Genomic DNA, 25,010 nt, shown 5'->3' on the forward strand with positions numbered 1-25,010 from the left:
ACACCACCGGCAGACCGCGAGAGGCAGGAAGCATGAGCACCGTAGAGCTCACCAAGGACAACTTCGACGAGGTCGTCACCGAGAACGACTTCGTCCTCATCGACTTCTGGGCTTCGTGGTGCGGTCCGTGCCGTCAGTTCGGCCCCGTCTTCGAGGCCGCCTCGGAGCGTCACCAGGATCTGGTCTTCGCGAAGGTGGACACCGAGGCGCAGCAGGAGCTGGCGGCCGCGTTCGAGATCCGTTCCATTCCGACACTGATGATCGTGCGGGACAAGGTGGCCGTCTTCGCCCAGCCCGGGGCGCTTCCCGAGGCCGCCCTGGAGGACGTCATCGGTCAGGCGCGCAACCTGGACATGGACGAGGTGCGCAAGTCCATCGCGGCGCAGCAGCAGAAGCAGTGACCTGAACGGCCGCTCGCCGTCGCCCGTTTCCCGCCGCCGGTTCGTTCCCGCCGTCTCCTCGCACTGATTCCTCCCGCCCGGTTCCGTGGCCGAAAGGCACGTGTACGCAACCGGGCGGACGTGACGGGTGACGAGCGGGGGTGCGGGGGCCGGCTCAGCGCTCCAGGACGAGAGCGAGGCCTTGGCCCACCCCGATGCACAGCGCGGCAAGGCCCGTTCCCGAGCCGGCCGCGGCCAGCTGATGGGCGACCGCGCCGGCGAGACGGGCGCCCGAGGCGCCGAGCGGGTGCCCGAGGGCGATGGCGCCGCCGCGCGGGTTGACGATCTCCGGGTCGAGCTCCGGCCACTCCGCGAGGCAGCCGAGGGACTGGGCCGCGAAGGCCTCGTTGAGCTCGAAGGTCGTCAGGTCCGCGAAGGAACGTCCGGCCTTCCCGAGGGCGCGCCGGACCGCCTCCACCGGTCCGAGGCCGAACAGCTGCGGCTCGATGCCGGTGACGGCGGACGCCCGCACCCGCGCGAGCGGCTCGCGTCCGGTGGCGCGCAGTCCTTCCTCGTCGACGAGGAGCAGCGCCGCCGCACCGTCGTTGAGGGGGGAGGCGTTGCCGGCCGTGACGGTGCCGCCCTCGGGCCGGAAGGCGGGCTTCAGCTTGGCGAGCGCCTCCAGGGAGGTCGAGTCGCGGATGCATTCGTCGCGCACCAGGTCCACGCCCTCGTACGGCACGACCTCCCCGTCGTACAGGCCCTTGGCCCAGGCCTCGGCCGCTTTGCGGTGGCTGGCCAGCGCGAAGGCGTCCTGCTGCTCGCGGGTGAGGGCGTGCTTGTCGGCGATCAGCTCGGCGCCCTCGCCGAGCGACACCGTCCAGTCGGCGGGCATCCGCGGGTTGGTCATGCGCCAGCCGAGCGTGGTGGAGTACAGCTGCTGGTGCCCGGCGGGGAAGGCGCGTTCGGGCTTCTGCAGGACCCACGGGGCGCGGGACATGGACTCCACGCCGCCGGCGACGGCGACGGAGGCGTCGCCGAGCGCGATGGCGCGGGCCGCCTGGATCACGGCCTCCAGACCGGAGCCGCAGAGCCGGTTGACGGTGACGCCGGGGACGGAGACGGGGAGCCCGGCGAGGAGGACGGCCATGCGGGCCACGTCCCGGTTGTCCTCACCGGCGCCGTTGGCGTCGCCGAAGTACACGTCGTCGATCCGCTCCGGGTCGAGGGCGGGCGAACGGTCGACGAGGGCCTTGACCACGTGCGCGGCGAGGTCGTCGGGGCGCACCGCGGCGAGCGCTCCCCCGAACTTCCCGATCGGGGTACGGACGGCGTCGACGATGTAGACGTCGCGGATGCTCATCGGTTCTCTCCCACGTGGCCTGCGTGCTCTTCGGAACGACTCGGTGCGGTGCGTGCGCCGTTCGCCTGGTGAACAAACTTTCGCGATTCTGCGCGCGCCGAGTCTCTGCCCGTGGGGCCGCCCTGTCAACGCCCTCCGGGAGGCGGCGACGGACCGGGGCAGGCGGCGGGAAGGGGGGTGACAGGGGCCCGAAGGAGCGAGCCGCGCCGGCAAGGGGAACGGCTCCGGGGGCGGACGGCCGGAGGGCGGCCCCGGGCGGGTCGGTCCTGTCCGGCCGCGGGTCAGGCCGGGTCCACCGGGCGGGCCAGGGCGGTCAGGCCGTAGTCGAGTTCCCGGCCGTCGACCAGCAGGGCCTCGACGGTCCCCGTCCGCGGGTCGATGTCGGCGACGATGCCGTGCCCTTCGTAGATCGGATAGCCCGACGCGCCCTGTCGCCCGGTCGCCTCCACGACCGCCGAGCGGACGGCGCTGTCCGCCACCGACGCCCCTCCGCGGTCCTCGACGTGCTCCGGTACCAGCAGGATCTCGAAACGCTTCACGACTGTGCTCATGCCTCGACGCTAAGCGCTCGGCGGGAGTCCCGCCGGACGACCGGCGAGGCCGGCGCGGACCGCGACGTCAGGGGGTCCGGGGGGCGCGCGGATATCGTCCGGCTTCCGCTTCCGCCGCCGAGCTCCCGCCCCGAATCCTCCTCGTACCGCAGCGGTACGGGGACGGCGGCGCCCGCCCGGTCGGCGGCCCGCCGCGCGCCTCCAGGCGCGGCCCCGAGAACATCACGGGGCCGTGCGGCGGCCACGTCGCCGACCCCGCTCCGGCCGCGGCTCGGCCCGGCCGCCGGCCGCCTCGCCCGGGTCCGGGCCGACGCCGCCGTAACGGCACCACGGTGTGACCGAGGCGTCGCGGTTCCGTCCCGATGCACACGCGGCCGGGCACCGGGACCGGTGCCCCGGGCCCGAGCTCACCCCCGCGCCCCCGCGGTCTCAGTTGTGGCCGAACTTCGGCTCCTTGCGGTGGGCGGGCTGGTCGATGGAGGGCCTCGGGGTCTCTCTCGTGGGGGTGGTCCGGGACCGTTCCTTCTCGGCCACCGCCGTGCGGTGTTCGTGGCCGCCGGTGCGGGCGCCCTTGTTCACCCGGGTCTGTTTCTTGCCCACGGTCGTGCCTCCCGTGACGGGATCGGACGGGGGTGTCCGTCCCCTCAGCCTGGCACGGGCGCACGGACGCCGCACGTCCGCCGGGGGCGGTGCCGGAGACCCGGGAAGCGGCCCGGGTTTCAGCGGGCCGTTGCCGTACCGAGGACCCGCTGGAAGGCGGCCAGCGTCGGGGTGCCGGCGGCACGGTCGAGGATGCCGAAGACGACCTCGTCGAAGTGGCCGGCGAAGCGGCCCTCGCCCGTGAGCAGGGCCTTGAAGGCGCCGGCGACCTCGGCCGGGTCGTTGCGGAAGACCCCGCAGCCCCAGGCGCCGAGCACGAGCCTGCGGTAACCGGCGGCGGCCGCCGTCTCCAGGACCCGCTCGGCGCGGGAGGCCAGGGCCGCCGGGATGCGGTCGGCCAGCTCCGGGGTCCGGCGGCGTACGACACCCGCGTTGGGGGCGGGCGAGGTGAGGAAGCCGGCCGTGAAGGGCTCCGGGAGCAGCGCTCCCCGGTCGTCGCGGAAGACCGGGACGCGGGGCGAGTGGATGACGCGGTCGGTGTAGAAGGCGTCGCGCTCGGTCCGGTGGTGGTCGTAGTAGGCGGGGACCCGCAGCAGGGTGACGTACAGGGCGGAGGAGCGGCAGAGCGCCTCCTCCTGGGCCTGGGCGCCGTTGAGGTAGCCGCCGCCGGGGTTGCGGGCGGAGGCGAAGTTGAGGACGGCGACAGGTCGGCCGGGGTCGGCGGCGCGCATCCGCCGGGCGGCGGCCAGGCTGCTCTCGGCGGTGACCTCGAGGGTCGTCCGGCGGTCGGTGTCGGGGGTGACGGGGACGGGCTCGGGGCCGTGGAGCCGGGTTCCGGCCAGGGCGGCGGCGAGGTCCTCGGCGAGGGAGACGGTCCGGCCGTCGGGGGTCCGGTACTCCCCGGCGGCGACGATCTCCTCGGTCCGCCGGGCGATCTCGCGCAGTCGTGCACTCATGGGCCCAGGATGATCGTTTCGGTGGGTCGGGGACAAAGGGTTTTCCCCCGCCGACGCCGGGTGACGCGCGGTGTTCCCGGCGAACCGGGGCCGGGCGGGCGTGCCACGGCCCACCGGCGGCGACCGTGGGTTCGGTGCGGGACGGGCCGTGGGTTCGGTGCGGGATCGCTCGTGTGATCGACCGTGGGATTTCGGCCGACCTGAGGCACGAGGGGCGCGCCGGGTCCGTGGGGGCGCCCTTGCACGCGGCCGGACGGTGGCTTTAGGTGGAAGCAACGACTGCCGGGACCGGTCCGGTGAGGACACGAGGAGGTGCACGGATGTCGTCGAACGCCACGGCACGGGGCGGCCCGCCCCTGACCGAGGAGGAGGCGGAGGCCCTGCTGCGGGGCATCTGTTTCAAGACCGGCCCGCCCCGGACGGTGGGAGCGGAGCTGGAATGGCTGGTCCACGATCTGCGGGACCCCCGGCACCCGGTGCGCCCGCACCGGCTCGCCGCGGCGCTCGACTCCGTACGGGCCGTACCCCTGGTGTCGGCCCTGACCTTCGAACCCGGCGGGCAGCTGGAGCTCAGCTCGCGCCCGGCCGGATCCCTCATGGAGTGCCTCGGCTCGCTGGCCGCCGACCTGCGCGCGGTGCGGGCGGCGCTCGAGCCGTTCGGCCTCGGGCTGAGCGGCTACGGGGTGGACCCCTGGCACGCCCAGCGGGGCCGTGTCCTCCACGAGCCGCGGTACGACGCGATGGAGGCCGCCCTCGACCGGACCGGGCCCGCCGGCCGGGCCATGATGTGCGACTCGGCGTCCGTGCAGGTCTGCCTGGACGCCGGTCTGGACCGGCCGGGGCCGCTGGGCTACCGGCGGCGCTGGGAGCTGGCACACCTGCTGGGCGCGGTGCTCGTCGGGGTCTTCGCCAACTCCCCGCGGCACGGCGGGCGGACGACCGGCTGGCGCTCCACCCGGCAGGCCCTGTGGGCGGACCTCGACCCGCGGCGGGCGCTCGCCCCGCCGGTGGACGGCGAGCCGCGGGCCGCGTGGGCCGCGCACGTCCTGGACACCCCGGTGCTGTGCGTGCGGACCGAGGACGGGCCGTGGGCCGTGCCGGAGGACCTGACCTTCCGTACCTGGCTGCGTACCGGGCTCCCCCGGCCTCCCGTCACCGACGACCTGCGCTACCACGTCACCACCCTCTTCCCGCCGGTGCGGCCACGCGGTCATCTGGAGCTGCGGATGATCGACGCGCAGCCGGGGCGGGACGGCTGGATGGTGCCGGTGGCGGTGACGACGGCCGTGTTCGAGGACGCCCGGGCGGCACAGGCCGTGTACGAGGCGGTACGGCCGCTGGCACGGCGGGCCGGCGCGGGACCCGCGCCGCGCAATCCGCTGTGGGAGGCGGCGGCCCGCGACGGGCTGGCCGATCCGGAGCTGCACGGCGCGGCCCTGGCGGTCTTCGCCGCGGCGCGCGAGGCGCTGCCCCGGGTCGGGGCGAGCGAGGAGGTGTGCCGTGCGGTGGCCGCCTTCCACGAACGGTATGTGATCCCGGGGAGCTGCCCGGCCGACGAACTCCAGGTGGTGACGTCATGACCGAGATCGACACCGACACCGATACGGCAACGGATACGGAGACCGGGGCCGTTCGCGGCGGCGGCGCCCCGTCGGTGGCGGCGGACGCCGGTCCCGAGGCCCTGCGGCGGCGGGCCCTGGCCGCCCTCACGGCGGCCCGGGAGCGGACCGCACTGCTGACCTCCTGTGTGGAGGACGGTGAACTCACCGCTCAGCACTCCCCCTTGATGTCACCGCTCGTGTGGGACCTGGCGCACATCGGCAACCAGGAGGAGCAGTGGCTGTGGCGTGCGGTCGCCGGGCGGGAGGCGCTGCGGCCCGAGATCGACACGCTGTACGACGCCTTCGAGCATCCGCGGGCCACCCGGCCGTCGCTGCCGCTGCTGCCCCCGCGCGAGGCCCGCGCCTACGCCGCCGACGTACGGACACGGGTGCTGGACGTCCTGGAGGCGACGGCGCTGGAGGGGCGGCCGCTGGTGGCGGACGGATTCGCCTTCGGGATGATCGCCCAGCACGAACAGCAGCACGACGAGACGATGCTGATCACCCATCAGCTACGCACGGGGCCGGCCGCGTTGACGGCTCCCCCGCCGCCGGACAGCCGGACGGGGGCGCTGCCGGCCGAAGTCCTCGTACCGGGCGGGCCGTTCACCATGGGCACCTCGGACGAGCCGTGGGCGCTGGACAACGAGCGTCCGGCGCACCACCGGGTCGTGCCGCCGTTCCACATCGACACCGTGCCCGTCACCAACGGCGCCTATCAGGCCTTCATCGCCGACGGCGGGTACACGGACCCGCGCTGGTGGCGGCCGGAGGGCTTCGAGCAGATCCGGAAGCACGGGATCGGCGCGCCGCTGTTCTGGCACCGGGACGGCGGGCAGTGGCTGCGCCGCCGGTTCGGGGTGACGGAGCCGGTTCCCGAGGAGGAGCCTGTGCTGCACGTCAGCTGGTACGAGGCGGACGCGTACGCGCGCTGGGCCGGCCGGCGGCTGCCGACCGAGGCGGAGTGGGAGAAGGCCGCCCGGCACGATCCCGTGTCGGGGCGTTCGCGCCGCTACCCGTGGGGTGACGCCGAACCGGGTCCGCGCCACGCGAACCTGGGGCAGCGGCACCTGCGGCCGGCTCCCGCCGGGAGCTATCCGGAGGGCGCCTCGGCACTGGGGGTGCGGCAGCTGATCGGGGACGTGTGGGAGTGGACGGCCAGTGACTTCCTGCCGTACCCGGGATTCCGGGCCTTCCCGTACAAGGAGTACTCGGAGGTCTTCTTCGGCCCCGGGCACAAGGTGCTGCGGGGCGGCTCGTTCGCGGTGGACCCGGTGGCGTGCCGGGGCACCTTCCGCAACTGGGACCTGCCGGTGCGGCGCCAGATCTTCTCCGGCTTCCGTACCGCCCGCTCCGCGGAGCTGGACTGATGTGCCGCCATCTCGCCTATCTGGGCGAGCCGGTGGCCCTGGGCGAGCTGCTGCTGCGCCCGAAGCACGGTCTGCTGCGGCAGGCGTGGGCGCCCCGGACGCAGAGCAGCGGCGTGGTGAACGCGGACGGCTTCGGCGTGGGCTGGTACGCGGACGGGGACCCGGTCCCCGCCCGGTACCGGCGGACCGGGCCCATCTGGGGCGACCTGTCCTTCGCGGACCTGGGCCGGGTGGTACGGAGCGGGGCGCTGCTCGGCGCGGTGCGGGGGGCCACGCTGCCGGGCGCGGACGGGGAGGCGGCGGCGGCGCCGTTCGCCTCGGGCCCGTGGCTGTTCAGCCACAACGGTGCCGTGCCGGGCTGGCCGGGGGCGCTGACCGGGCTCGCCGCGACGCTGCCCGCCGGGGAGCTGCTCGCGCTGGAGGCGCGGACCGACTCGGCGCTGCTGTGGGCACTGGTGCTGCACCGGCTGCGGGCCGGGGACGCGCCGGGGGACGCCCTGGCCGCCACCGTGCGCGAGGTGGCCGGGGCGGCGTCCGGCGCCCGGCTGAACCTGCTTGTGACCGACGGTTCCGCGATCACGGCGACGGCCTGGCGGAACAGCCTCTGGTACCTGACGGGCCCCGGCCGGGTGGTCGTGGCCTCCGAACCGTACGACGACGATCCGCGGTGGCGGGAGGTGCCCGACCACACACTCGTCACCGCGACCCGTACCGATGTCGTCCTCACCCCGCTCAAGGAGCCGTCCGCGTGAGCCCGTTCCAGCTGACCCGTACCCTCGCCCCCGACGCCGCGAGCGCCGATCTCCGCGCGGACGTCCTGCACGGGCTGACCCGCTCGCCGAAGGAACTGCCGCCCAAGTGGTTCTACGACGCCCGGGGCAGCGAGCTGTTCGAGGAGATCACCCGGCTTCCGGAGTACTACCCGACGCGGGCGGAGCGGGAGATCCTCGCCGCCCGGGCGCCGGAGATCGCCGCCGCGACGGGGGCGCGGACCCTGGTGGAGCTCGGTTCGGGCTCCTCGGAGAAGACCCGGTTCCTCATCGACGCGCTGCTGCCCGGGCTCGACGCGTACGTGCCGGTGGACGTGAGCGAGTCGGCGCTGACCGGGGCGGCCGAGGCGCTGCTCGCCGAACATCCCGGCCTCCAGGTGCACGCCCTCGTCGCGGACTTCACCCGGGGGCTCGCGCTGCCGGGCACTCCGGGACCCCGGCTCGTGGCGTTCCTCGGCGGCACGATCGGCAACCTGCTCCCCGCCGAGCGGCGGACCTTCCTCCGCTCGGTCCGGGCGATGCTGTCGCCCGGGGACGCGCTGCTGCTCGGCACGGACCTGGTGAAGGACGAGGCGACCCTGGTGGCCGCGTACGACGACGCGGCCGGGGTGACGGCGGCGTTCAACAAGAACGTGCTGGCGGTCATCGACCGTGAGCTGGGCGGGGACGCGGACCCACGCGACTTCGCGCACGTGGCGGTGTGGGACCCGGAGCGGGAGTGGATCGAGATGCGGCTGCGCGCCCGGCACGCGCTCGCCGTCAAGATCCGGGACCTGGACCTGGTCGTACCGTTCGAGGAGGGCGAGGAGGTGCGGACGGAGGTGTCCGCGAAGTTCCGTCAGGAGGGGGTGAGAGACGAGCTGGCCGCGGCGGGACTCGAGCTGGCGCGCTGGTGGACGGACGAGAAGGGCAGGTTCGCGCTGTCGCTGGCCACGGCGCGCTGAGCGGCGGCGGCCAGGGTCCGACGGTCCGGGTACCGTCCGCCGGACAGCGGATCGAGGAGCCGGACGCCGGCGGTGAGCCGGCGGGTGGACACGATCCGCCAGAGCGAGGCGCCCAGCGGGTCGTCCCCGACGTACGCCGCCGCGTGCGTCGGGCGGTAGTCGAGCCGTACGGGCTGGATGTCGGCTCCGGCGTCCAGGGCGGCCTGGAAGGCGGCGGGGCGGAACCGCCCCGCCGCCCGGCCGCACCAGGTCGAGCCCTCCGGGAAGACGACCACCCGGCCGCCGCCGGCCAGGACGCCGGCCATCGTCCGTACGGTGCCGGGCAGGCTCCGCAGCCGGTCGCGGTCGATGAAGAGGGTGCCGCCGAGCGCGGCGAGCGTCCCGAGAACGGGCCAGCCGCGTACTTCCCGCTTGGCCACCATGCGGCCGGGCAGGACGGCGGCGACGAGCGGGACGTCGAGCCAGGAGACGTGGTTGGCGACGACGAGGAGCGGCCCGCCGGGCCGGGCGGCGGGCGGCCCCGAGACGCGGACCCGGACGCCGAAGGCGCGGAGCACCGCGCGGACCCAGAGGCGTACGAGGGCGTGCCGGGCGTCCGCCGGGAGCGGGGCCGCCGCCGGTGCGAGCAGGATGCCGAGGAGGGCGGTGCCGAGCCCCGCCGCGAGCCGGAGCACGGCCAGCGCCACGGGGACGCGGCCCTGCGGCGCCGTACCGTCCGCCGGATGGGCGGCGCAGCGGTCGCCCGGGGTGCAGGGCGCCGTGGGGAGCCACGGCGAGCGGGCCGGGGCGCCGCTCACCGGGCCGGGGCGAGCGAGAGGAAGTGGCGGAGGTAGCGCGGGTCGGTCCGGCGCAGGGACAGCAGGACGTAGAGGTCGGCGACGCCGAAGTCGGGGTCGTGGGCGGGGGCGCCGCAGACCCACGCGCCGAGCCGGAGGTAGCCGCGCAGCAGCGGGGGCAGTGCGGTGCGGCCCCCGGGCCGGGCGACGCCCTCGGGGCTCCACAGTTTGCGCGGGGTGACCCAGTACTCCTCCGGGGCGAGGTGCTTCTCCTTGACGGTGTCCCAGGTGGCTGCGGCGAGGGCGCCGCCGTCGGCGAGCGGGATCGAGCAGCAGCCGGCGAGCCAGTTGTGGCCGGTGCGGGTCATGTAGCGGGCGAGGCCGGCCCAGATGAGGGCGATGACGGCGCCGTTGCGGTGGGCGGGGTGGACGCAGGAGCGGCCGACCTCCACGAGGTCGGGGCGGACGGGCGCCAGCCTGCCGAGGTCGAACTCGCTCTCGGAGTAGAGGCGTCCGGCCACGGCGGCCCGCTCGGGCGGCAGGATCCGGTAGGTGCCGACGACCTCTCCGGTGTCCTGGACGCGGACCAGCAGGTGGTCGCAGTAGGCGTCGAAGGCGTCGGTGTCGAGACCGGGTTCGGGTCCGTCGAGGCGGGCTCCCATCTCCCCGGCGAAGACGAGGTGCCGCAGCCGCTGGGCGGCGCGTACGTCCTCCTGGCGGGTGGCGAGTTCCACGACGTACCGGGGCGCCTGCTCCGGCGCCCGGCCGTCGGCGGCCCCGGCCTGCCCGGGGAACGGCGTCCCGGCCGGCACCGGAACGGCGGGAACGGCCACGGGCCGGGCCGGGGCGGCCGGAACGGCGGCCGGCTGGGCGGGGACGGCGGGAAGGGGGGCCGGCTGGGCGGGGACGGCCGGCGCCGTGGGGGCGGCCGGCGCGGACGGCGGGACGGGCATGTCGGGCTCCTCCGGCGTACGGATACGAAAGGCGGGGTACGGTGCGGTGCCGTGAGCGGCGCGGCCCCGCACTCCCACTTCTTCCGTGACCGGCTGGATTCGACATGACCGTCCGGAGGATCGCGGATGTGCGAACGCTGAATGCTATTCGGCGAGCGTCTCCGTGATGGCCCGGGACGCCTCGCGCGCGGCCGCCACCGGGTCCTCGCCCTGGAGGACGGCCGTCATGTACGGCTTGATGGGATTGTCGGCCTCCACGTCGGCCCATTGGGGCGAGTTGGGGGTGGCGCGGCCCCGGGCCGCCGCGCGGGCCATCACGGCGGTGGCCTCCTGCCCGGAGACGACGCCGGCCAGGGACTTCTTGTTGGGCACGTAGCCCATGGCGCGGGCGAGTTCGGTCTGCCAGCGTTCGCCGGCGAGGGCTTTGACGACCTCCAGGGCCGGTCCCTTGTCGGGCGCGTTGTCCGGAATGATGAGGTCGGAGCCGCCGGTGAAGACCGCGCAGGGCTTTCCGGGCTCCTTGCCGGGGATGGGGAAGTAGCCGAGCTCGCTCTCCAGGGCCGGGTTGGCCTTGAGGATGGCGGGCACGTTGTTGGGCGTCGCGATGATCTGGGCGACGTTCCCCTGGGCGAAGACGCCGGTCTGCGGCGGGTTCTGCTCGTCGGCGTCCTTGGGGCCGCGGCCGAGGGCCTGGAGTTCCTTGTAGACGGCCATGCCGCGCCGGGCCGCCGGGCTGTCGAGGGCTCCGGTCCAGAACCCGCCCTTGTCGACGGCGAGTTCGCCGCCCTCGTCCCAGACGAAGCCGGCGAGGGTGTACCAGTCCTGTCCGGCCAGGTAGATGCCCTGGACGCCGTCGCGGTTGAGCTCGCGGGTGTCGGCGAGCCACTCGGCGCGGGTGGCGGGCGGCCCGTCGATGCCGGCCTTCTCGAACAGGCCCTTGTGGTAGATGACGATGCGGTTGGCCGCGTACCAGGGGATGCCGTACTGGGAGCCGTCGATGCTGCCGGGTTCGGCGAGGCCGGGCAGCCAGTCCTCCCGGCCGAGGTCGCGGATCGACTCCAGGGTCAGGTCGAAGAGGTGGCCGGTGTCCGCGTACCGGGCGACCTGGGTGTTGCCGACCTCGATGACGTCCGGTCCGCCGGGCCCCTCGATGGCCTCGGTGACCTTCTTGCCGATGCCGGTCCAGTCCTGGACGGTGACCCGGATGTCGACGCCGTCGTGCTCGGCCTCGTACGTCTCGGTGAACTTCTTCAGGAACTCCTCGCTCACGCTGTCCCGCATGAGCCAGAGGTCGACCGTCCTGGTCTGGCTCCCCCCGCCCGGCAGCATGCCGCAGCCGGTGAGGGCGAGTGCGGTGAGGGCTGCCAGGGGGCAGGCGAGAGGGCGGTTCTTCACGGCGGTCACCTTCTGCGGGCCGGCACGGGCGGACGTGCGGCATGGGGGCTGACCCGACGTGGGGGGACGAACGGGGCGTTCGCGCGGGTATGTGGCCTGGATTCTGGTCTGGACCAACGGAGTGGTCAAGTCCTGGACCGTTGCGTACCGGACGATCCGTGGTCTTACCGACGGGTAGGGACTTCTCGGGACGCCTGGTACGTCCGCCGGAGCCGTACGGCGGGTCTCGGCCGCCCTCCCCCGGCCCGCGCCGGCGCGCGTGAGGAGGCGGCCCGCGCGGGCACGCGTACGGAGACGGAAACGGGAGCGGCACGGGCGGCGCCGCCGTGTCGCGCGCCGCTCCGGCCTGGGGCACGGTGGAGGGAACGCACGAGAGGAGCCCGGCCCCCATGTCGAACCACACCTACCGCGTCACCGAGATCGTCGGCACCTCCACCGAGGGCCTGGACCACGCCATCCGCAACGGCATCGAGCGGGCCTCGCAGACCCTGCGCGGCCTCGACTGGTTCGAGGTGACGCAGATCCGCGGCCACCTGGTCGACGGCTCGGTCGAGCACTTCCAGGTCGGCCTCAAGGTCGGCTTCCGCCTGGAGGACGGCGAGTGACGCGCGTGCGCCGCCGCGCCCGGCCCTGACGGCGGCCGGGGCCCGCGCGTACGGGAAGGGACGCCCCCTCCGTACGCCACCGCCCCGGCTCTCGCAGGCCGCCGCACCGCACGCGCACGTCCCCTCAGGTCCTGCCCTCCCGCTCCTGGGCGTCCTTCAGCTCCGCGGAGGGGGTCGCCCAGCGGGCGCGGACGACGGTGAAGCCCGCCGCCTCGGCCGCGTCGCAGACCAGGTCGTCGTCGTCGACGAGCATCCGTACCTCCCGGCCCTCCGCGAACCCGCGCAGCAGCTCGACCTTGGTCACGCGGGCGGGCCGGAAGTCACGGTTGCGCCGCATATGGATCCGGCCCTCCGGCAGGCCGTGGTCGGCGAGCCACCGCTCGGTGTCCCGGCGGCAGCGCTCCGGCCGCCCGGTGAGGTAGACGATCTCGCACTCCCGAGCCGTACGGAGGCAGAGCTCCACGCCCTCGTCGAGCGGCGGATCGTCGGGCGCCGCCGCGAAGAAGGCGTCCCAGTCGCGGGGCCGCCGCTCCAGGAAGTGCTGGCGGTGGGCGGTCGCGGCGAGGGTGTTGTCGAGGTCGAAGACGGCCAGCGGCCGGAGGTCGCGTGTCACCGCCCCAGCCTGCCACGGGCCGTGCCGCCGCACGGCCCGGCCGCCCCGGGAATCCCGGCCCGCTCCCGGCGTTGAAGCATGGTGTGAGCAGCTTCGCGAGTGACTTCCCCGGCGCCGTCCGACTCTCGGTCCTCGACCGCTCCCGTGTCCGGGAGGGCGAGGAGCCGGGACGGGCGCTGCGCGAGACCGTCCGGCTGGCCCAGGAGGTGGAGGCCCTCGGCTACCACCGGTTCTGGGTGTCGGAGCACCACGGCGTGCCCGGAGTGGCCGGTTCGGCGCCGACGGTGCTCGCCGCCGCCGTGGCGGCGGCCACCTCGACGGTGCGGGTGGGCACGGGCGGGGTGATGCTGCCCAACCACCGGCCGTTCGTGGTGGCCGAGCAGTTCGGGGTCCTGGAGTCCCTCTTCCCGGGGCGGATCGACATGGGTGTGGGCCGCTCGCTGGGCTTCACCGACGGGGTGCGGAGGGCGCTCGGGCACGACAAGGAGGAGGCCGGGCGGTTCGGTGAGCAGCTGGCCGAGCTCCTCGGCTGGTTCACCGGCGGGCAGACGGCCCATCCGGGGGTGCACGCGCGGCCGGCGGAGGGGCTGCGGGTGCCGCCGTTCGTCCTGGCCATGGGCGAGGGAGCGGCCATCGCCGCGGAGGCGGGCCTCCCGCTGGTCATCGGGGACCTGCGAAGCCGCTCGCGCCTGCTGGCCGCCGTGGAGGCGTACCGGTCCGCCTTCCGGCCCTCCGCGTGGGCGGCCGAGCCGTACGTGGTGGTCGCGGGGACGGTGGCGGTGGCCGGGGACGAGGAGGAGGCGCGGCGGCTGCTCGTGCCGGAGGCGTGGGCGATGGCGCACGCGCGCACCCGCGGCGACTATCCGCCGCTCGCCCCCGCTGGGCGGATCGAGGCGCTGGAAATGACGCCGAAGCAGCGGGGCTTCTACGAGGACGGGCTGCGGGGGCACCTGTACGGCACGGAGGAGCGGGTGGCCGAGGAGCTGGAGCGGGTGGTGAAGGAGACCGGTGCGCAGGAGGTGCTGGTGACCACGAGCACGTACGACCGGGCGGCGCTCAGCGAGTCGTACCGGCGTCTGGCGCGCGCGGTCGGCCTGCGGGCGCCCGTGCCCCCGGCCCGACCGGGGCAAAGCGGTCCCACCGGATAAAATGACCGGATGCGTGACAGCACCTCCGGCCCGGCTCCCGCCCCGGCCCACGACCCGTACGTCCGTGTGCGCGGAGCCCGTGAGCACAATCTGAAGGGGGTGGACGTCGACATTCCGCGCGACGCGCTCGCCGTCTTCACGGGGGTCTCCGGCTCCGGCAAGTCGTCCCTGGCGTTCGGCACGGTGTACGCGGAGGCGCAGCGGCGGTACTTCGAGTCGGTGGCGCCGTACGCGCGGCGGCTGATCCACCAGGTCGGGGCGCCCCGGGTCGGGGAGATCACCGGTCTTCCGCCGGCGGTCTCCCTGGAGCAGCGCAGGGCCTCGCCGAACGCCCGCTCCTCCGTGGGCACGGTGACGGCGCTGTCGAACTCGCTGCGGATGCTGTTCTCGCGGGCGGGCGACTACCCGCCGGGGGCCGAGCGGCTCGACTCGGACGCGTTCTCCCCCAACACGGCGGCGGGCGCCTGCGCGTCCTGCCACGGCCTCGGCAGGATCCACGACACCACCGAGGAACTTCTCGTGCCCGACCCGTCCCTGTCGATCCGTCAGGGCGCGGTGGCGGCGTGGCCCGGGGCCTGGCAGGGGAAGAACCTGCGGGACGTCCTGGACACCCTCGGGTACGACGTCGACCGGCCGTGGCGGGAGCTCGACGCGAAGGACCGCGCGTGGATCCTCTTCACGGAGGAGCAGCCGGTCGTCACCGTGCACCCGGTGCGCGAGGCGGGGCGGATCCAGCGCCCGTACCAGGGCACGTACATGAGCGCCCGGCGGTACGTCCTGAAGACCTTCTCGGACTCGCGGAGCGCGACGCTGCGCGCCAAGGCGGAGCGGTTCCTGACCAGTGCGCCGTGTCCGGTGTGCGGCGGGAGCCGGCTGCGGCCGGAGGCGCTCGCCGTGACCTTCGCCGGCCGGACCGTCGCGGAGCTCGCCGCGCTGCCGCTCACCGCCCTCGCCGCGCTGCTGTCCGCGCACCGGGCCGGGGGCTCCGAGACGGCGCGGGTGCTGACCGACGACCTGCTGTCCCGGATCGCGACCGTCACCGAACTCGGGCTCGGCCACCTCAGTACGGACCGGGCGACGCCGACCCTGTCCAGCGGGGAGCTGCAGCGGCTGCGGCTCGCCACCCAGCTGCGGTCGGGCCTCTTCGGCGTGGTGTACGTCCTGGACGAGCCGTCCGCCGGTCTCCACCCGGCCGACACGGACACGCTGCTCGTGGTGCTCGACCGGCTGAAGGCGGCCGGCAACTCGGTGTTCGTCGTGGAGCACCACCTGGAGGTCGTCCGGCACGCGGACTGGCTGGTGGACGTGGGGCCGGGGGCCGGGGAGCACGGCGGCCGGATCCTGCACAGCGGGCCGCCCGCCGGCCTCGCGGAGGTGACGGAGTCGGTGACCCGGCGGTTCCTGTTCGACCGGGACCCGGGACCGGCGCGGACCGTGCGCACGCCCAAGGGGTGGCTGCGCACCGGCCCGGTGACCCGGCACAACCTGCGGGCGGTGGAGGCGGCGTTCCCGGTCGCTGTGCTCACGGCCGTCACCGGGGTGTCGGGGTCGGGGAAGTCGACGCTCGTGGCCGCTCTGGACGAGAATGTGCCCGGTGTCGACCGGCTGGTGACGGTCGATCAGAAGCCGATCGGGCGGACCCCGCGCTCCAACCTCGCCACGTACACGGGCCTCTTCGACGTGGTCCGCAAGATGTTCGCGGAGACCGGGGAGGCGCGGGCGCGCGGCTACAAGGCGGGGCGGTTCTCCTTCAACGTGCCCGGCGGCCGGTGCGAGACCTGCCAGGGCGAGGGCTTCGTCACCGTGGAGCTGCTGTTCCTGCCGAGCACGTACGCGCCCTGCCCGGACTGCGGCGGGGCCCGCTACAACGCGGAGACGCTGGGGGTGCGGTTGCGCGGGCTGACCGTCGCGGAGGTGCTCGACCTGCCCGTGGAGGCGGCCTCCGAGTTCTTCGCCGACACCCCCGCGGCGGCCCGCAGTCTGCGCACGCTGCTGGACGTGGGCCTCGGCCATCTGCGGCTCGGGCAGCCCGCGACCGAACTGTCGGGCGGTGAGGCGCAGCGCATCAAGCTCGCCTCCGAACTCCAGCGGCCCCGCCGGTCACCCACCGTGTACGTCCTGGACGAGCCGACCACGGGTCTGCACCCGGCCGACGTGGAGGTCCTGATGCACCAGCTGAACGGCCTGGTCGACGCGGGGCACACCGTGGTGGTGGTCGAGCACGACATGGACGTGGTCGCGGGCGCGGACTGGGTCGTCGACCTGGGCCCGGGCGGCGGTGACGAGGGCGGCCGCGTCGTGGCCGCGGGCCCACCGGCCGAGGTGGCCCGCGCGACGGCGAGCCGCACCGCGCCGTACCTGGCGGCCCGGCTGGCCCGCTGACGCGGGCGGTCAGCGGCCCTGCCGGCCGACCTTCCGGCGGGCCCGCAACCACTCCTTGTTCATCGCGGTGATCGAGAGCAGCGGGATGCCCTTCGGGCAGGCGGTCGCGCATTCGCCCGTGAGGGTGCAGCCGCCGAAGCCCTCGGCGTCCATCTGGGCCACCATGTCGAGGACGCGGGTCTCGCGTTCGGGGGAGCCCTGGGGGAGGACGTTGAGGTGGTTGACCTTGGCGGAGGTGAACAGCATGGCGGAACCGTTGGGGCAGGCGGCGACGCAGGCGCCGCAGCCGATGCATTCGGCGTGCTCGAAGGCGAGGTCCGCGTCGGCCTTGGGGACGGGCGTGGCGTGGGCCTCGGGGGCGGCGCCGGTGGGGGCGGTGATGTAGCCGCCGGACTGGATGACGCGGTCGAAGGCGGAGCGGTCGACCACCAGGTCCTTGACGACGGGGAAGGCGGCGGCGCGCCAGGGTTCGATGTCGATGGTGTCGCCGTCGTCGAAGGACCGCATGTGGAGCTGGCAGGTGGTGGTGCGCTCGGGGCCGTGGGCGTCGCCGTTGATGACGAGGCTGCAGGCGCCGCAGATGCCCTCGCGGCAGTCGTGGTCGAAGGCGACGGGATCCTCGCCGCGGAGGATGAGGTCCTCGTTGAGAGTGTCGAGCATCTCCAGGAAGGACATGTCGGAGGAGATGCCGTCCACCTCGTAGGTGGACATGGCGCCGGGGGCGTCGGCGTTCTTCTGGCGCCAGACGCGCAGGGTGAGCCTCATGCGTAGCTCCGCTGGGTGGGGTGGACGTACTCGAAGGTGAGGTCCTCCTTGTGGAGGACGGGGGCGGCTCCGTCGCGGAACTCCCAGGCCGCCACGTACGCGAACTCCTCGTCGCGGCGGGCCGCTTCGCCGTCCGGGGTCTGTGACTCCTCGCGGAAGTGGCCGCCGCAGGACTCGGTGCGGTGGAGGGCGTCGAGGCACATCAGTTCGGCGAGTTCGAGGTGGTCGACGAGGCGGTTGGCCTTCTCCAGGGACTGGTTGAACTCCTCGCCGGTGCCGGGGACCTTGATCCGGCGCCAGAACTCCTCGCGCAGTTCCGGGATGCGGCGCAGCGCGGTTTCGAGGCCTTCCCCGGTGCGGGACATGCCGCAGAACTCCCACATGAGGTCGCCGAGTTCGCGGTGGAAGGAGTCGGGGGTGCGGTCGCCGTCGACGGCGAGCAGGAGGTTCAGCCGGTCCTCGGTCTCGGCGAGGACGTCGCGGACGGCCGGGTGGTCGTCGGTGACGGGTCCGGCGTGCGGGTGGCGGGCGAGGTAGTCGTTGATGGTGGCGGGCAGGACGAAGTAGCCGTCGGCGAGGCCCTGCATGAGGGCGGAGGCGCCGAGGCGGTTGGCGCCGTGGTCGGAGAAGTTGGCCTCGCCGATGGCGAAGAGGCCGGGGACGGTGGTCTGGAGGTCGTAGTCGACCCACAGTCCGCCCATGGTGTAGTGCACGGCGGGGTAGATCCGCATCGGCACCTCGTAGGGGTTCTCCGCGGTGATCCGCTCGTACATCTCGAAGAGGTTGCCGTACTTCTCCTCGACCCTGGCGCGGCCCATCCGCCTGATCGCGTCGGCGAAGTCGAGGTACACCCCCTGGCCGCCGGGACCCACTCCCCTGCCCTCGTCGCAGACGTTCTTGGCGGCGCGGGAGGCGATGTCGCGGGGGACGAGGTTGCCGAAGGAGGGGTAGATCCGCTCCAGGTAGTAGTCGCGCTCGTCCTCGGGGATGTCGGCCGGGGGCCGCCGGTCGCCCGGGGCCTTGGGGACCCAGATGCGGCCGTCGTTGCGCAGGGACTCGCTCATCAGCGTGAGCTTGGACTGGTGGTCGCCGGTGCGCGGGATGCAGGTGGGGTGGATCTGGGTGAAGCAGGGGTTCGCGAAGTAGGCCCCGCGCCGGTGGGCCCGCCAGACGGCGGTGGCGTTGGAGTTCATCGCGTTGGTGGAGAGGTGGAAGACGTTGCCGTAGCCGCCGGTGGCGAGGACCACGGCGTCGGCGTAGTGGGTGGAGACCCGGCCGGTGATCAGGTCGCGGGCGACGATGCCCCGGGCGCGCCCGTCGACGACGATCAGGTCGAGCATCTCGGTGCGCGGGTGCATGTCGACGGTGCCGGCGGCGATCTGCCGGGAGAGGGCCTGGTAGGCGCCGAGGAGGAGCTGCTGTCCGGTCTGGCCGCGGGCGTAGAAGGTGCGCGAGACCTGGACGCCGCCGAAGGAGCGGGTGTCGAGGAGTCCGCCGTACTCGCGGGCGAAGGGGACGCCCTGGGCGACGCACTGGTCGATGATCTCGACGGAGATCTGGGCGAGGCGGTGGACGTTGGACTCGCGGGCGCGGAAGTCGCCGCCCTTGACGGTGTCGTAGAAGAGGCGGTGCACCGAGTCGCCGTCGTTGCGGTAGTTCTTCGCCGCGTTGATGCCGCCCTGGGCGGCGATGGAGTGGGCGCGGCGCGGGGAGTCCTGGTAGCAGAACTGGACGACCTGGTAGCCCTGTTCGGCGAGGGTGGCGCCGGCGGAGCCGCCGGCGAGGCCGGTGCCGACGACGATGATCCGGTGCTTGCGGCGGTTGGCGGGGTTGACCAGCTTCGCCTCGAAGCGGCGGGTGTCCCAGCGGTCGGCGATGGGTCCCGCCGGGGCCTTGGTGTCGGCGATCGGCTCGCCGAGCGTGTACGCGGGGTGGTTCATGGTCAGTTCACCAGTCCGGTCATGACGGCGACGGGTACGGAGACGAAGCCCGCGGTCAGGGTGAGCGCGAGGAGGTCGGCGAGGGCCCTCAGGAGGCGTTCGCGGCGGGCGCTGCCGACGCCGAGGGTCTGGGCGGCGCTCCAGAAGCCGTGGCGGACGTGGAGGCCGACGGCGAGCATGGCGACGAGGTAGATGACGTTGCCGTACCAGGTGGAGAAGGTGTCGACCACGTTCTGGTACGGCTTTCCGGCCTCGAAGCCGCCCGCGTGGACGGTGCCGGTGGTGAGGTCGAGGATGTGCCAGACGATGAAGAGGGCGAGGATGACGCCGCCCCAGCGCATGGTGCGGGTCGCGTAGGTGGCGCCCTTGCGCCGGTGGACGTACGCGGTGGGCCGGGCCCGCAGGTCGCGCCGGCTGAGCTGGTACGCGGAGACGGCGTGGGCGGCGACCGCGGCGAGGAGTGCGACGCGGACGAGCCACAGGCCCCACTCGTGGTGCAGGACGGGCGCGCCCATCACCCGCAGCCAGTGGCCGTAGGCGTTGAACTCCTCGGGGCCGAAGAAGACCTTGAGGTTGCCGGCGACGTGGGCGACGAGGTAGCCGAGCATGACCAGTCCGCTGACGGCCATGACGGTCTTCTTGCCGATGGTGGAGGACCAGAAGCCGCGTGACGGGGTGGGGGACGGCGGACGGGCGGCCGTCCGGTCCCTCGGGGGTGCCAGAGCCATGGTTCGACGCTAGGGCCCCGGGTGCCGAGTGGTCCAAGACATGGTGCGGCTGATCTCGATAGGACGCGCCTATGGGTGTGGCCTAGGGTCTTTCTTTCGGATCAGGCCGGATCAGGGAGCGGCGTCTGGTGCGTGCGAGCGCAAGGCGGAGGAGGGAGTCCATGCGGAGCATCGGCGACCGACGACAACGCTGGGGGCACCTCCCGTGCCCGAAGGGCTACGGGGGAGGGCGTGCGTGCCAGGCGACGCGAGCCCGGCAAGATCCGGAAGAAAGGCCCTAGGGTGGGGTGATGCAGTTCCAGCAGCTCCTCTACTTCGTCGCCGTGGCCGAGACCCGGCACTTCACCCGGGCCGCGGAACGGGTGCACGTCTCGCAGCCCTCGCTCTCACAGCAGATCAAGGCGCTGGAGCAGGAGCTGGGCGCGGAGCTGTTCAGCCGGGCGCGGGGGAACATCGCGCTCACCGAGGCGGGTGAGGCGCTGCTCCCGCTCGCCCGCCGGATCCTCGCCGACACCGACACGGCGCGCACGGAGGTGCAGGAGCTGGTCCAGCTCAAGCGGGGCCGGGTGCGGCTCGGAGCGACGCCGAGCCTCTGCACCGGTCTGCTCCCGGACGTGCTGCGCGCCTTCCACGACCTGCACCCCGGCATCAAGATCATGATCGAGGAGGGCGGCTCGCACGATCTCGTACGGGAGCTGGCGCGCGGCGCGCTCGATCTGGCCCTCGTGGTGCTGCCGCTGCCCTCGCCGTCGCCGGCCCTGACAACCGTGGAGCTGCTCCGGGAGGATCTGGTGGTGGTCTCCTCGGCCTCGGCTCCGGCGCCGCGCCGGCCGGTGCGGATCACCGATCTGCGCGATCAGCCGCTGGTGATGTTCCGGCACGGTTACGACCTGCGGGAGCTGACGGTGTCGGCCTGCCGGGCGGAGGGGTTCGAGCCGTCGTTCACGGTGGAGGGCGGGGAGCTGGACGCGGTGCTCGGGTTCGTGCGGGCGGGGCTCGGCATGGCCGTGGTGCCCGCGATGGTCGCCTCCCGGGCGGGCCGGGACCTGCGGGTGACGGCGCTGGCCCGGCCGGGTCTGCGCCGTACGATCGCGCTGGCCCACCGCAGTGACGTGGCGCCGCCCCGGGCCGCCCGCGAGCTGCAGAAGCTGTTGCTGCACCGGAGGTGAACCGCGCCCCGGCCCGGGAGGGCCGGGGCGCGTGGCTCAGACGGCGTCCGCCAGGAGCAGGGTGTGGATGCGGTCGGGGGCGCCGGGGCGGGCGTAGTACCAGCCCTGGGCGGTGTCGCAGCCGAGGTCGCGGAGCCGGCGGGCCTGGGCCCCGGTCTCCACGCCCTCGACCGTGACCGCGAGTTCGAGGCTGTGGGCGAGGGAGACGATGCCCTCCACGATCTTGAGGTCGACGGGATCCACCGGGTGCTGCTGCATGCCCCGGGTGAAGGACCGGTCGAGCTTGAGCACGCTCACGGGGAGGCGGCGCAGGTTGGCGAGGTTGGAGTAGCCGGTGCCGAAGTCGTCGAGCGCGATGTCGACGCCCATCTCGGCGAGCTGCCGCAGCGGCTTGAGCAGGTCCTCGTCGGCGCCGATCAGCGCCGACTCGGTGACCTCCAGGCAGAGGGCGCCCGGTTCGAGGCCGGAGCGCTCCAGGACGTCGACGGTGTCGGCGACGAGCCGGGGGTGGTGCAGCTGGGTCGGCGACAGGTTGACGTTGATGCGCAAGGGTCCGCCGTCGGCGTGCCGGGACCGCCAGAAGCGGGCCTGGCGCACCGCTTCCTGGAGGACCCACCGGCCGAGGGGCACGATGAGGCCGGTGTCCTCCGCGAGGGGGATGAAGTGGTCGGGTCCGAGCACGCCGTGCTGGGGATGGCACCACCGGACGAGCGCCTCGGCACCGTGCACGCTGCCGTCGCCGAGGTGGACGAGGGGCTGGTACTCGATGAAGAACTCGCCGCGCTCGAGGGCGGCGGGCAGGGCCGTGGTGAGGCCGTGGCGGGTGATGGCGCGGGCGTCGGCCTCGGGGTCGGCGAGTTCGAAGCGGTTGCCGCCCGCGGACTTGGCCCGGTACATGGTGATGTCGGCGCTGCGCAGGACCTCGGCGGGGGTCCGCTCGCCCGCCGGGCCCTCGACGACGCCGACGCTGCCGCGGACGGTCAGTTCGCGGCCCTCGATCCGCAGGGGCGCGGCGAGCGCGCCGAGCATGCGGTCGGCGAGTTCGGTGACGTCCCGCCGGCCGTCGGCGCCGGTGGTGAGGGCGACGAACTCGTCCCCGCCGAGGCGGGCCACCATCTCGTGGGGGCCGGTGACGCAGCTCTGGAGCCGGTCGGCGACCTCCACGAGGAGGCGGTCGCCGGCGGAGTGGCCGAGGCTGTCGTTGATGACCTTGAAGCCGTCGAGGTCGAGATAGCAGAGGCCGAAGCGGGTGTTCTCGCCGGGGGCGAGGGCCTTCTCCAGGCGTTCGAAGAAGAGGGTCCGGTTGGGGAGCCCGGTGAGGGCGTCGTGGGTGGCCTCGTACCGCAGCCGCAGGTGGAGCAGGCGGCGTTCGGTGGTGTCCTCCAGGAGCGCCAGCTGGTACTGGGGGTTGCCTTCGGCGTCCCGGAGGAGCGAGACGGTGAGATTGGTCCACAGAACCGTTCCGTCACCGCGGTAGTACGGCTTCTCGACCCGGTAGTGCTCCCGCTCGCCGCGGACGAGCTCCTCGTAGAGCTTCCAGACGTGCGGCCCGTCCTCGGGGTGGACCCACTCGCTGACGTTCCGGCTGCGGACCTGGCCCTCCATGCCGCCGAACATGCGGGTGAGGGTCTCGTTCACCTCCAGGACGTTGCCGTCGAGGTCGGCGATCCCGATGCCGACGGCGGCTCCGTCGAAGACGGCCCGGAAGCGGGACTCGGTGGCGTGCAGGGCGAGTTCGGCGGCGCTGCGGGCGGAGAGGGCGGACTGGGCGATGGCCTCCTGCTCGGTACGGGTCCGCTCGCGCAGGGCCTGGGCGTAGCCGGCGGCCATGGCGTGCTGGAGCCGGGAGCAGCGGGCCCGCAGTTCCTCGGCCGGGAGGTCCGACTCCGCGCCGCAGTAGAGCACCAGATAGCTGTCGACGACGCCGAGGCTGCGGCCGAGGGCGTCGGGGTCGGTGCAGTGGGCCGCCACGAGGGCCGCGCCGGTCCGCTGGGCCGGGGCCGTGTCGAAGGGCCGGGCGTGCAGGGCGTCGCACAGGGCGCGGGCGAGGGGCAGCAGGTGCCCCTCGAACTCGGCGCGGGTGAGCGAGGTGGCGGTCACGGGGAAGATCGCCCGGCTCCAGATGGTGGCGAACCGCCTGAGTCTGTCCTCCGGGCCGTCGGCTTCGGCGACGGCGCCGGACGGCTGCGACGGCACCTTCACGCCTTGCGCCCCACGCCCGCGAAACCGGAGAAGGCGTACGGGTCCTCCTCCTCGGCCGGGCTGTCCGGCCGCCAGTGGGGCATCGGGACCAGGCCGGGTTCGAGAAGCTCGGTGCCCTCGAAGAAGCGGGCGATCTCGGGGCCGGACCGCATGACGAGCGGGTTGCGGATGTTCCGGTACACACCGACGGTGCCGCTCGCCTGCTCCTCGGTGAGCGGGATGCCCTCGTAGGAGGCGTGGGTGAGGACGACCAGGCTGCCGGGGGCGAGGGCGTCGACCAGTTCGGCGACGGCCTCGCGCGGCCGGTCCTCGTCCTCGAGGAAGTGCAGGACGGCGACGAGGAGGAGGGCGACGGGCCGGTCCAGGTCGAGGAGCCGCTCCACCTCGGGGCTGTGCAGGATGTCGGCCGGCTTGCGCAGGTCGGCGGCGACGACGGCGGCGCGCTCGTCGCCCGCGAGGACGGCGCGGCTGTGGGCCACGGCGACCGGGTCGTGGTCGACGTAGACGACGTGCGCGCCGGGGTGGGCGGCCTGGGCGACCTCGTGGACGTTGCCGAAGGTGGGTATACCGGAGCCGATGTCCAGGAACTGGGTGACGCCGTTGTCGACGGCGTACCGGACGGCCCGGCGCATGAACGCGCGGTTCGCCTGCATGATCTTGGGCAGGCCCGGCATGAACTCCATGGCCTTGCGGGCCGCTTCCCGGTCGACCTCGAAATTGTGCGAGCCGCCCAGATAGAAGTCATACATGCGGGACACGCTCGGCACCGAGATATCGATACCGGGCGGGGCCCAGGCGGGACGCTCCATCAATGTCTCCAACAGGTCGCCATGGGGGACGCGGCCAGGTGTTCGCGGCCGGTGTTCGAGGTGAGGCTACTGATCGCCCGCCGGGAGAGCGAGTAGAAACGGAAATTCGCGGTCCGTTCTTGGTCACACGCCATTGGCACGTGCTCTGTAAGCGGACAGTTCGCGCCTTCATCCCGTGCATTTTCACGTGCATCTGACCGTGCGTCGGCTGTACCGAAAGGGCGTCGCGCCGGTCACCGGCCCCAAGGCCCCTCCTCCGCTCGGATGTTCGGATGGGCCCCGGGGCGGCCGACGCCCCGGGGCCGCGGCGAAGGTCCGTGCGCCGGGGTGACAACCGGCCAGTTCTCCGGAAAGGGGTGCGAAGGGCGGGAGTCGGCCATCCGCCGGCCATGAAGCGGAAGGAATCCATCCGCATTATGGCCGGTCGGACGCCGGAGAGCGGAAATCCGCCGCCGGGGCGTCGATTCGTCAAAGCGGCGCCTCTCAGGATGCCCTCCATCCGGCGAATCCACACCGTTTCCGCCCCCGCGAGGGGGCGGACGTGATCAAGCTCGTCGGGTGTCTCTGTACGGATCACTTCTCGCGCGGCCGTTGGCGGCCGCCGCCCTGGTGTGGCTGCTCGCCGCACCGGTGCCGGCCGCCGCCGACTCCTGCGCCTCCGCCATCACGGGCCCCGGCGGTTCGCACACGCCGGTGGCGACCGCCGGCCGGGGGCCGTGCTCACCCACCCCGCCGGCACCTCCGCCCTCCCCGCCCGCCACCACCGTGCCACCGGCCCCCACCCCCACCGCGACTCCGGAACCGCCGCCTTCACCGCGGCCCACGCCGGCGCCGCCGCCCCCGCCCGTACGGACGACCCCCGCGCCGGCACCGGTCCCCACCCCGGTCCCCGGTCCCGTGCCGCCGCCCGCGTCGCGTCCGGTGTCCCCGCCGGTGCCCGGCCCGCCGGCGCCGCCCACCGTCCCCGTACCGCCCGCACGGGCGTCCGCG

22 protein-coding genes and 1 pseudogene are annotated in these 25,010 nt (G+C 74.0%); 10 read left to right on the top strand and 13 right to left on the bottom strand.

What is annotated here, in order from left to right:
• Positions 1 to 32 precede the first annotated feature (32 nt).
• A complete protein-coding gene (gene trxA / locus ABTY40_RS12640; RefSeq protein WP_309055759.1) occupies positions 33 to 401 on the top strand; it encodes a thioredoxin in 369 nt (122 codons plus the stop codon).
• 154 nt (positions 402 to 555) lie between these two features.
• Here the strand turns inward: trxA and ABTY40_RS12645 are convergent, their stop codons facing one another.
• The 4 genes from ABTY40_RS12645 to ABTY40_RS12660 all read right to left on the bottom strand — a co-directional run bounded on the left by ABTY40_RS12645 (position 556) and on the right by ABTY40_RS12660 (position 3,850).
• On the bottom strand, positions 556 to 1,743 hold the full coding sequence (locus tag ABTY40_RS12645; protein WP_352059528.1) for a thiolase family protein: 1,188 nt from the start codon (positions 1,741 to 1,743) through the stop codon (positions 556 to 558).
• Between the two features lie 281 nt (positions 1,744 to 2,024).
• The gene (locus ABTY40_RS12650; RefSeq protein ID WP_352059529.1) at positions 2,025 to 2,294 is read right to left on the bottom strand and encodes a hypothetical protein; all 270 of its coding nucleotides are present in this window, start codon (positions 2,292 to 2,294) and stop codon (positions 2,025 to 2,027) included.
• 429 nt (positions 2,295 to 2,723) lie between these two features.
• Positions 2,724 to 2,894: a hypothetical protein gene (locus ABTY40_RS12655; RefSeq protein WP_309054070.1), complete on the bottom strand. Its 171-nt coding sequence runs from the start codon at positions 2,892 to 2,894 to the stop codon at positions 2,724 to 2,726.
• Between the two features lie 119 nt (positions 2,895 to 3,013).
• Positions 3,014 to 3,850: a TIGR02452 family protein gene (locus ABTY40_RS12660; protein ID WP_352059530.1), complete on the bottom strand. Its 837-nt coding sequence runs from the start codon at positions 3,848 to 3,850 to the stop codon at positions 3,014 to 3,016.
• A 320-nt stretch (positions 3,851 to 4,170) separates the two neighbouring features.
• Between ABTY40_RS12660 and egtA the strand changes: the two genes are divergently transcribed.
• Genes egtA through egtD form a run of 4 tightly spaced genes read left to right on the top strand, consistent with a single transcriptional unit; the run spans position 4,171 to position 8,535 of the window.
• Positions 4,171 to 5,430, top strand: coding sequence for an ergothioneine biosynthesis glutamate--cysteine ligase EgtA (gene egtA / locus ABTY40_RS12665; protein ID WP_352059531.1), 1,260 nt, complete (start codon positions 4,171 to 4,173; stop codon positions 5,428 to 5,430).
• Complete coding sequence (egtB, locus tag ABTY40_RS12670) at positions 5,427 to 6,821, top strand: ergothioneine biosynthesis protein EgtB (protein WP_352059532.1); 1,395 nt, start codon at positions 5,427 to 5,429, stop codon at positions 6,819 to 6,821. Before egtA ends, egtB begins: the two co-directional genes overlap by 4 nt.
• Entirely contained in the window at positions 6,821 to 7,573 is a 753-nt protein-coding gene (egtC, locus tag ABTY40_RS12675; RefSeq protein ID WP_352059533.1) for an ergothioneine biosynthesis protein EgtC, read from the top strand. The genes egtB and egtC overlap by 1 nt, the downstream gene beginning before the upstream one ends.
• On the top strand, positions 7,570 to 8,535 hold the full coding sequence (gene egtD / locus ABTY40_RS12680) for an L-histidine N(alpha)-methyltransferase (protein ID WP_345277371.1): 966 nt from the start codon (positions 7,570 to 7,572) through the stop codon (positions 8,533 to 8,535). The genes egtC and egtD overlap by 4 nt, the downstream gene beginning before the upstream one ends.
• On the opposite strand, the gene ABTY40_RS12685 is transcribed toward egtD, so the two are convergent.
• The 3 genes from ABTY40_RS12685 to ABTY40_RS12695 form a co-directional block, all read right to left on the bottom strand.
• Positions 8,430 to 9,332, bottom strand: a complete 903-nt coding sequence (locus tag ABTY40_RS12685) for a lysophospholipid acyltransferase family protein (protein ID WP_352059534.1) — start codon at positions 9,330 to 9,332, stop codon at positions 8,430 to 8,432. The two genes, egtD and ABTY40_RS12685, sit on opposite strands and share 106 nt — an antisense overlap.
• On the bottom strand, positions 9,329 to 10,264 hold the full coding sequence (locus tag ABTY40_RS12690) for a GNAT family N-acetyltransferase (protein WP_352059535.1): 936 nt from the start codon (positions 10,262 to 10,264) through the stop codon (positions 9,329 to 9,331). Before ABTY40_RS12690 ends, ABTY40_RS12685 begins: the two co-directional genes overlap by 4 nt.
• 144 nt (positions 10,265 to 10,408) lie before the next feature.
• The gene (locus ABTY40_RS12695) at positions 10,409 to 11,659 is read right to left on the bottom strand and encodes an extracellular solute-binding protein (RefSeq protein ID WP_352059536.1); all 1,251 of its coding nucleotides are present in this window, start codon (positions 11,657 to 11,659) and stop codon (positions 10,409 to 10,411) included.
• A 389-nt stretch (positions 11,660 to 12,048) separates the two neighbouring features.
• On the opposite strand from ABTY40_RS12695, the gene ABTY40_RS12700 reads away from it, so the two are divergent.
• On the top strand, positions 12,049 to 12,264 hold the full coding sequence (locus tag ABTY40_RS12700) for a dodecin (RefSeq protein ID WP_345277362.1): 216 nt from the start codon (positions 12,049 to 12,051) through the stop codon (positions 12,262 to 12,264).
• 124 nt (positions 12,265 to 12,388) lie between these two features.
• Here the strand turns inward: ABTY40_RS12700 and ABTY40_RS12705 are convergent, their stop codons facing one another.
• On the bottom strand, positions 12,389 to 12,877 hold the full coding sequence (locus ABTY40_RS12705; RefSeq protein WP_345277360.1) for a phosphatase domain-containing protein: 489 nt from the start codon (positions 12,875 to 12,877) through the stop codon (positions 12,389 to 12,391).
• An 83-nt stretch (positions 12,878 to 12,960) separates the two neighbouring features.
• Here ABTY40_RS12705 and ABTY40_RS12710 point away from each other — a divergent pair, with 83 nt between their 5' ends.
• Both ABTY40_RS12710 and ABTY40_RS12715 read left to right on the top strand, forming a co-directional pair.
• Entirely contained in the window at positions 12,961 to 14,025 is a 1,065-nt protein-coding gene (locus ABTY40_RS12710) for an MsnO8 family LLM class oxidoreductase (RefSeq protein ID WP_352059537.1), read from the top strand.
• Between the two features lie 9 nt (positions 14,026 to 14,034).
• Positions 14,035 to 16,407, top strand: coding sequence for an ATP-binding cassette domain-containing protein (locus tag ABTY40_RS12715; RefSeq protein ID WP_352059538.1), 2,373 nt, complete (start codon positions 14,035 to 14,037; stop codon positions 16,405 to 16,407).
• Positions 16,408 to 16,416: 9 nt separating this feature from the next.
• On the opposite strand, the gene ABTY40_RS12720 is transcribed toward ABTY40_RS12715, so the two are convergent.
• From ABTY40_RS12720 to ABTY40_RS12730, 3 genes are read right to left on the bottom strand one after another with little or no spacing between them, the layout of a single operon-like run.
• On the bottom strand, positions 16,417 to 17,172 hold the full coding sequence (locus ABTY40_RS12720) for a succinate dehydrogenase/fumarate reductase iron-sulfur subunit (RefSeq protein WP_352059539.1): 756 nt from the start codon (positions 17,170 to 17,172) through the stop codon (positions 16,417 to 16,419).
• Entirely contained in the window at positions 17,169 to 19,112 is a 1,944-nt protein-coding gene (locus tag ABTY40_RS12725) for a fumarate reductase/succinate dehydrogenase flavoprotein subunit (protein WP_352059540.1), read from the bottom strand. Before ABTY40_RS12725 ends, ABTY40_RS12720 begins: the two co-directional genes overlap by 4 nt.
• Positions 19,113 to 19,114: 2 nt before the next feature.
• The gene (locus ABTY40_RS12730; protein WP_502990557.1) at positions 19,115 to 19,840 is read right to left on the bottom strand and encodes a succinate dehydrogenase; all 726 of its coding nucleotides are present in this window, start codon (positions 19,838 to 19,840) and stop codon (positions 19,115 to 19,117) included.
• Positions 19,841 to 20,130: 290 nt separating this feature from the next.
• On the opposite strand from ABTY40_RS12730, the gene ABTY40_RS12735 reads away from it, so the two are divergent.
• Positions 20,131 to 21,009 carry a LysR family transcriptional regulator gene (locus ABTY40_RS12735; RefSeq protein ID WP_345277349.1) on the top strand — a complete coding sequence of 293 codons (879 nt, stop codon included), beginning with the start codon at positions 20,131 to 20,133 and terminating at the stop codon, positions 21,007 to 21,009.
• Positions 21,010 to 21,045: 36 nt separating this feature from the next.
• Here ABTY40_RS12735 and ABTY40_RS12740 read toward each other — a convergent pair whose 3' ends face one another.
• Both ABTY40_RS12740 and ABTY40_RS12745 read right to left on the bottom strand, forming a co-directional pair.
• Positions 21,046 to 23,211, bottom strand: a complete 2,166-nt coding sequence (locus tag ABTY40_RS12740) for a putative bifunctional diguanylate cyclase/phosphodiesterase (RefSeq protein WP_352059541.1) — start codon at positions 23,209 to 23,211, stop codon at positions 21,046 to 21,048.
• The gene (locus ABTY40_RS12745; protein ID WP_352059542.1) at positions 23,208 to 24,020 is read right to left on the bottom strand and encodes an SAM-dependent methyltransferase; all 813 of its coding nucleotides are present in this window, start codon (positions 24,018 to 24,020) and stop codon (positions 23,208 to 23,210) included. Before ABTY40_RS12745 ends, ABTY40_RS12740 begins: the two co-directional genes overlap by 4 nt.
• 716 nt (positions 24,021 to 24,736) lie before the next feature.
• Here ABTY40_RS12745 and ABTY40_RS12750 point away from each other — a divergent pair.
• Positions 24,737 to 25,010, top strand: a pseudogene (locus ABTY40_RS12750) (hypothetical protein); the annotation flags it as partial.

This window comes from Streptomyces sp. NPDC126503, assembly GCF_040302405.1.
Taxonomy (GTDB): Bacteria; Actinomycetota; Actinomycetes; order Streptomycetales; family Streptomycetaceae; genus Streptomyces; species Streptomyces gulbargensis.

What these genes read in the sequence shown, in the direction of transcription:
- ABTY40_RS12720 (WP_352059539.1), bottom strand. Translation starts at nt 17,172, where the DNA reads ATGAGGCTCACCCTGCGCGTCTGGCGCCAGAAGAACGCCGACGCCCCC.
- ABTY40_RS12725 (WP_352059540.1), bottom strand. Translation starts at nt 19,112, where the DNA reads ATGAACCACCCCGCGTACACGCTCGGCGAGCCGATCGCCGACACCAAG.
- ABTY40_RS12700 (WP_345277362.1), top strand. Translation starts at nt 12,049, where the DNA reads ATGTCGAACCACACCTACCGCGTCACCGAGATCGTCGGCACCTCCACC.
- trxA (WP_309055759.1), top strand. Translation starts at nt 33, where the DNA reads ATGAGCACCGTAGAGCTCACCAAGGACAACTTCGACGAGGTCGTCACC.
- ABTY40_RS12650 (WP_352059529.1), bottom strand. Translation starts at nt 2,294, where the DNA reads ATGAGCACAGTCGTGAAGCGTTTCGAGATCCTGCTGGTACCGGAGCAC.
- egtB (WP_352059532.1), top strand. Translation starts at nt 5,427, where the DNA reads ATGACCGAGATCGACACCGACACCGATACGGCAACGGATACGGAGACC.
- ABTY40_RS12690 (WP_352059535.1), bottom strand. Translation starts at nt 10,264, where the DNA reads ATGCCCGTCCCGCCGTCCGCGCCGGCCGCCCCCACGGCGCCGGCCGTC.
- ABTY40_RS12715 (WP_352059538.1), top strand. Translation starts at nt 14,035, where the DNA reads ATGCGTGACAGCACCTCCGGCCCGGCTCCCGCCCCGGCCCACGACCCG.
- egtC (WP_352059533.1), top strand. Translation starts at nt 6,821, where the DNA reads ATGTGCCGCCATCTCGCCTATCTGGGCGAGCCGGTGGCCCTGGGCGAG.
- ABTY40_RS12745 (WP_352059542.1), bottom strand. Translation starts at nt 24,020, where the DNA reads ATGGAGCGTCCCGCCTGGGCCCCGCCCGGTATCGATATCTCGGTGCCG.
- egtA (WP_352059531.1), top strand. Translation starts at nt 4,171, where the DNA reads ATGTCGTCGAACGCCACGGCACGGGGCGGCCCGCCCCTGACCGAGGAG.
- ABTY40_RS12660 (WP_352059530.1), bottom strand. Translation starts at nt 3,850, where the DNA reads ATGAGTGCACGACTGCGCGAGATCGCCCGGCGGACCGAGGAGATCGTC.
- ABTY40_RS12645 (WP_352059528.1), bottom strand. Translation starts at nt 1,743, where the DNA reads ATGAGCATCCGCGACGTCTACATCGTCGACGCCGTCCGTACCCCGATC.
- ABTY40_RS12735 (WP_345277349.1), top strand. Translation starts at nt 20,131, where the DNA reads ATGCAGTTCCAGCAGCTCCTCTACTTCGTCGCCGTGGCCGAGACCCGG.
- ABTY40_RS12730 (WP_502990557.1), bottom strand. Translation starts at nt 19,840, where the DNA reads ATGGCTCTGGCACCCCCGAGGGACCGGACGGCCGCCCGTCCGCCGTCC.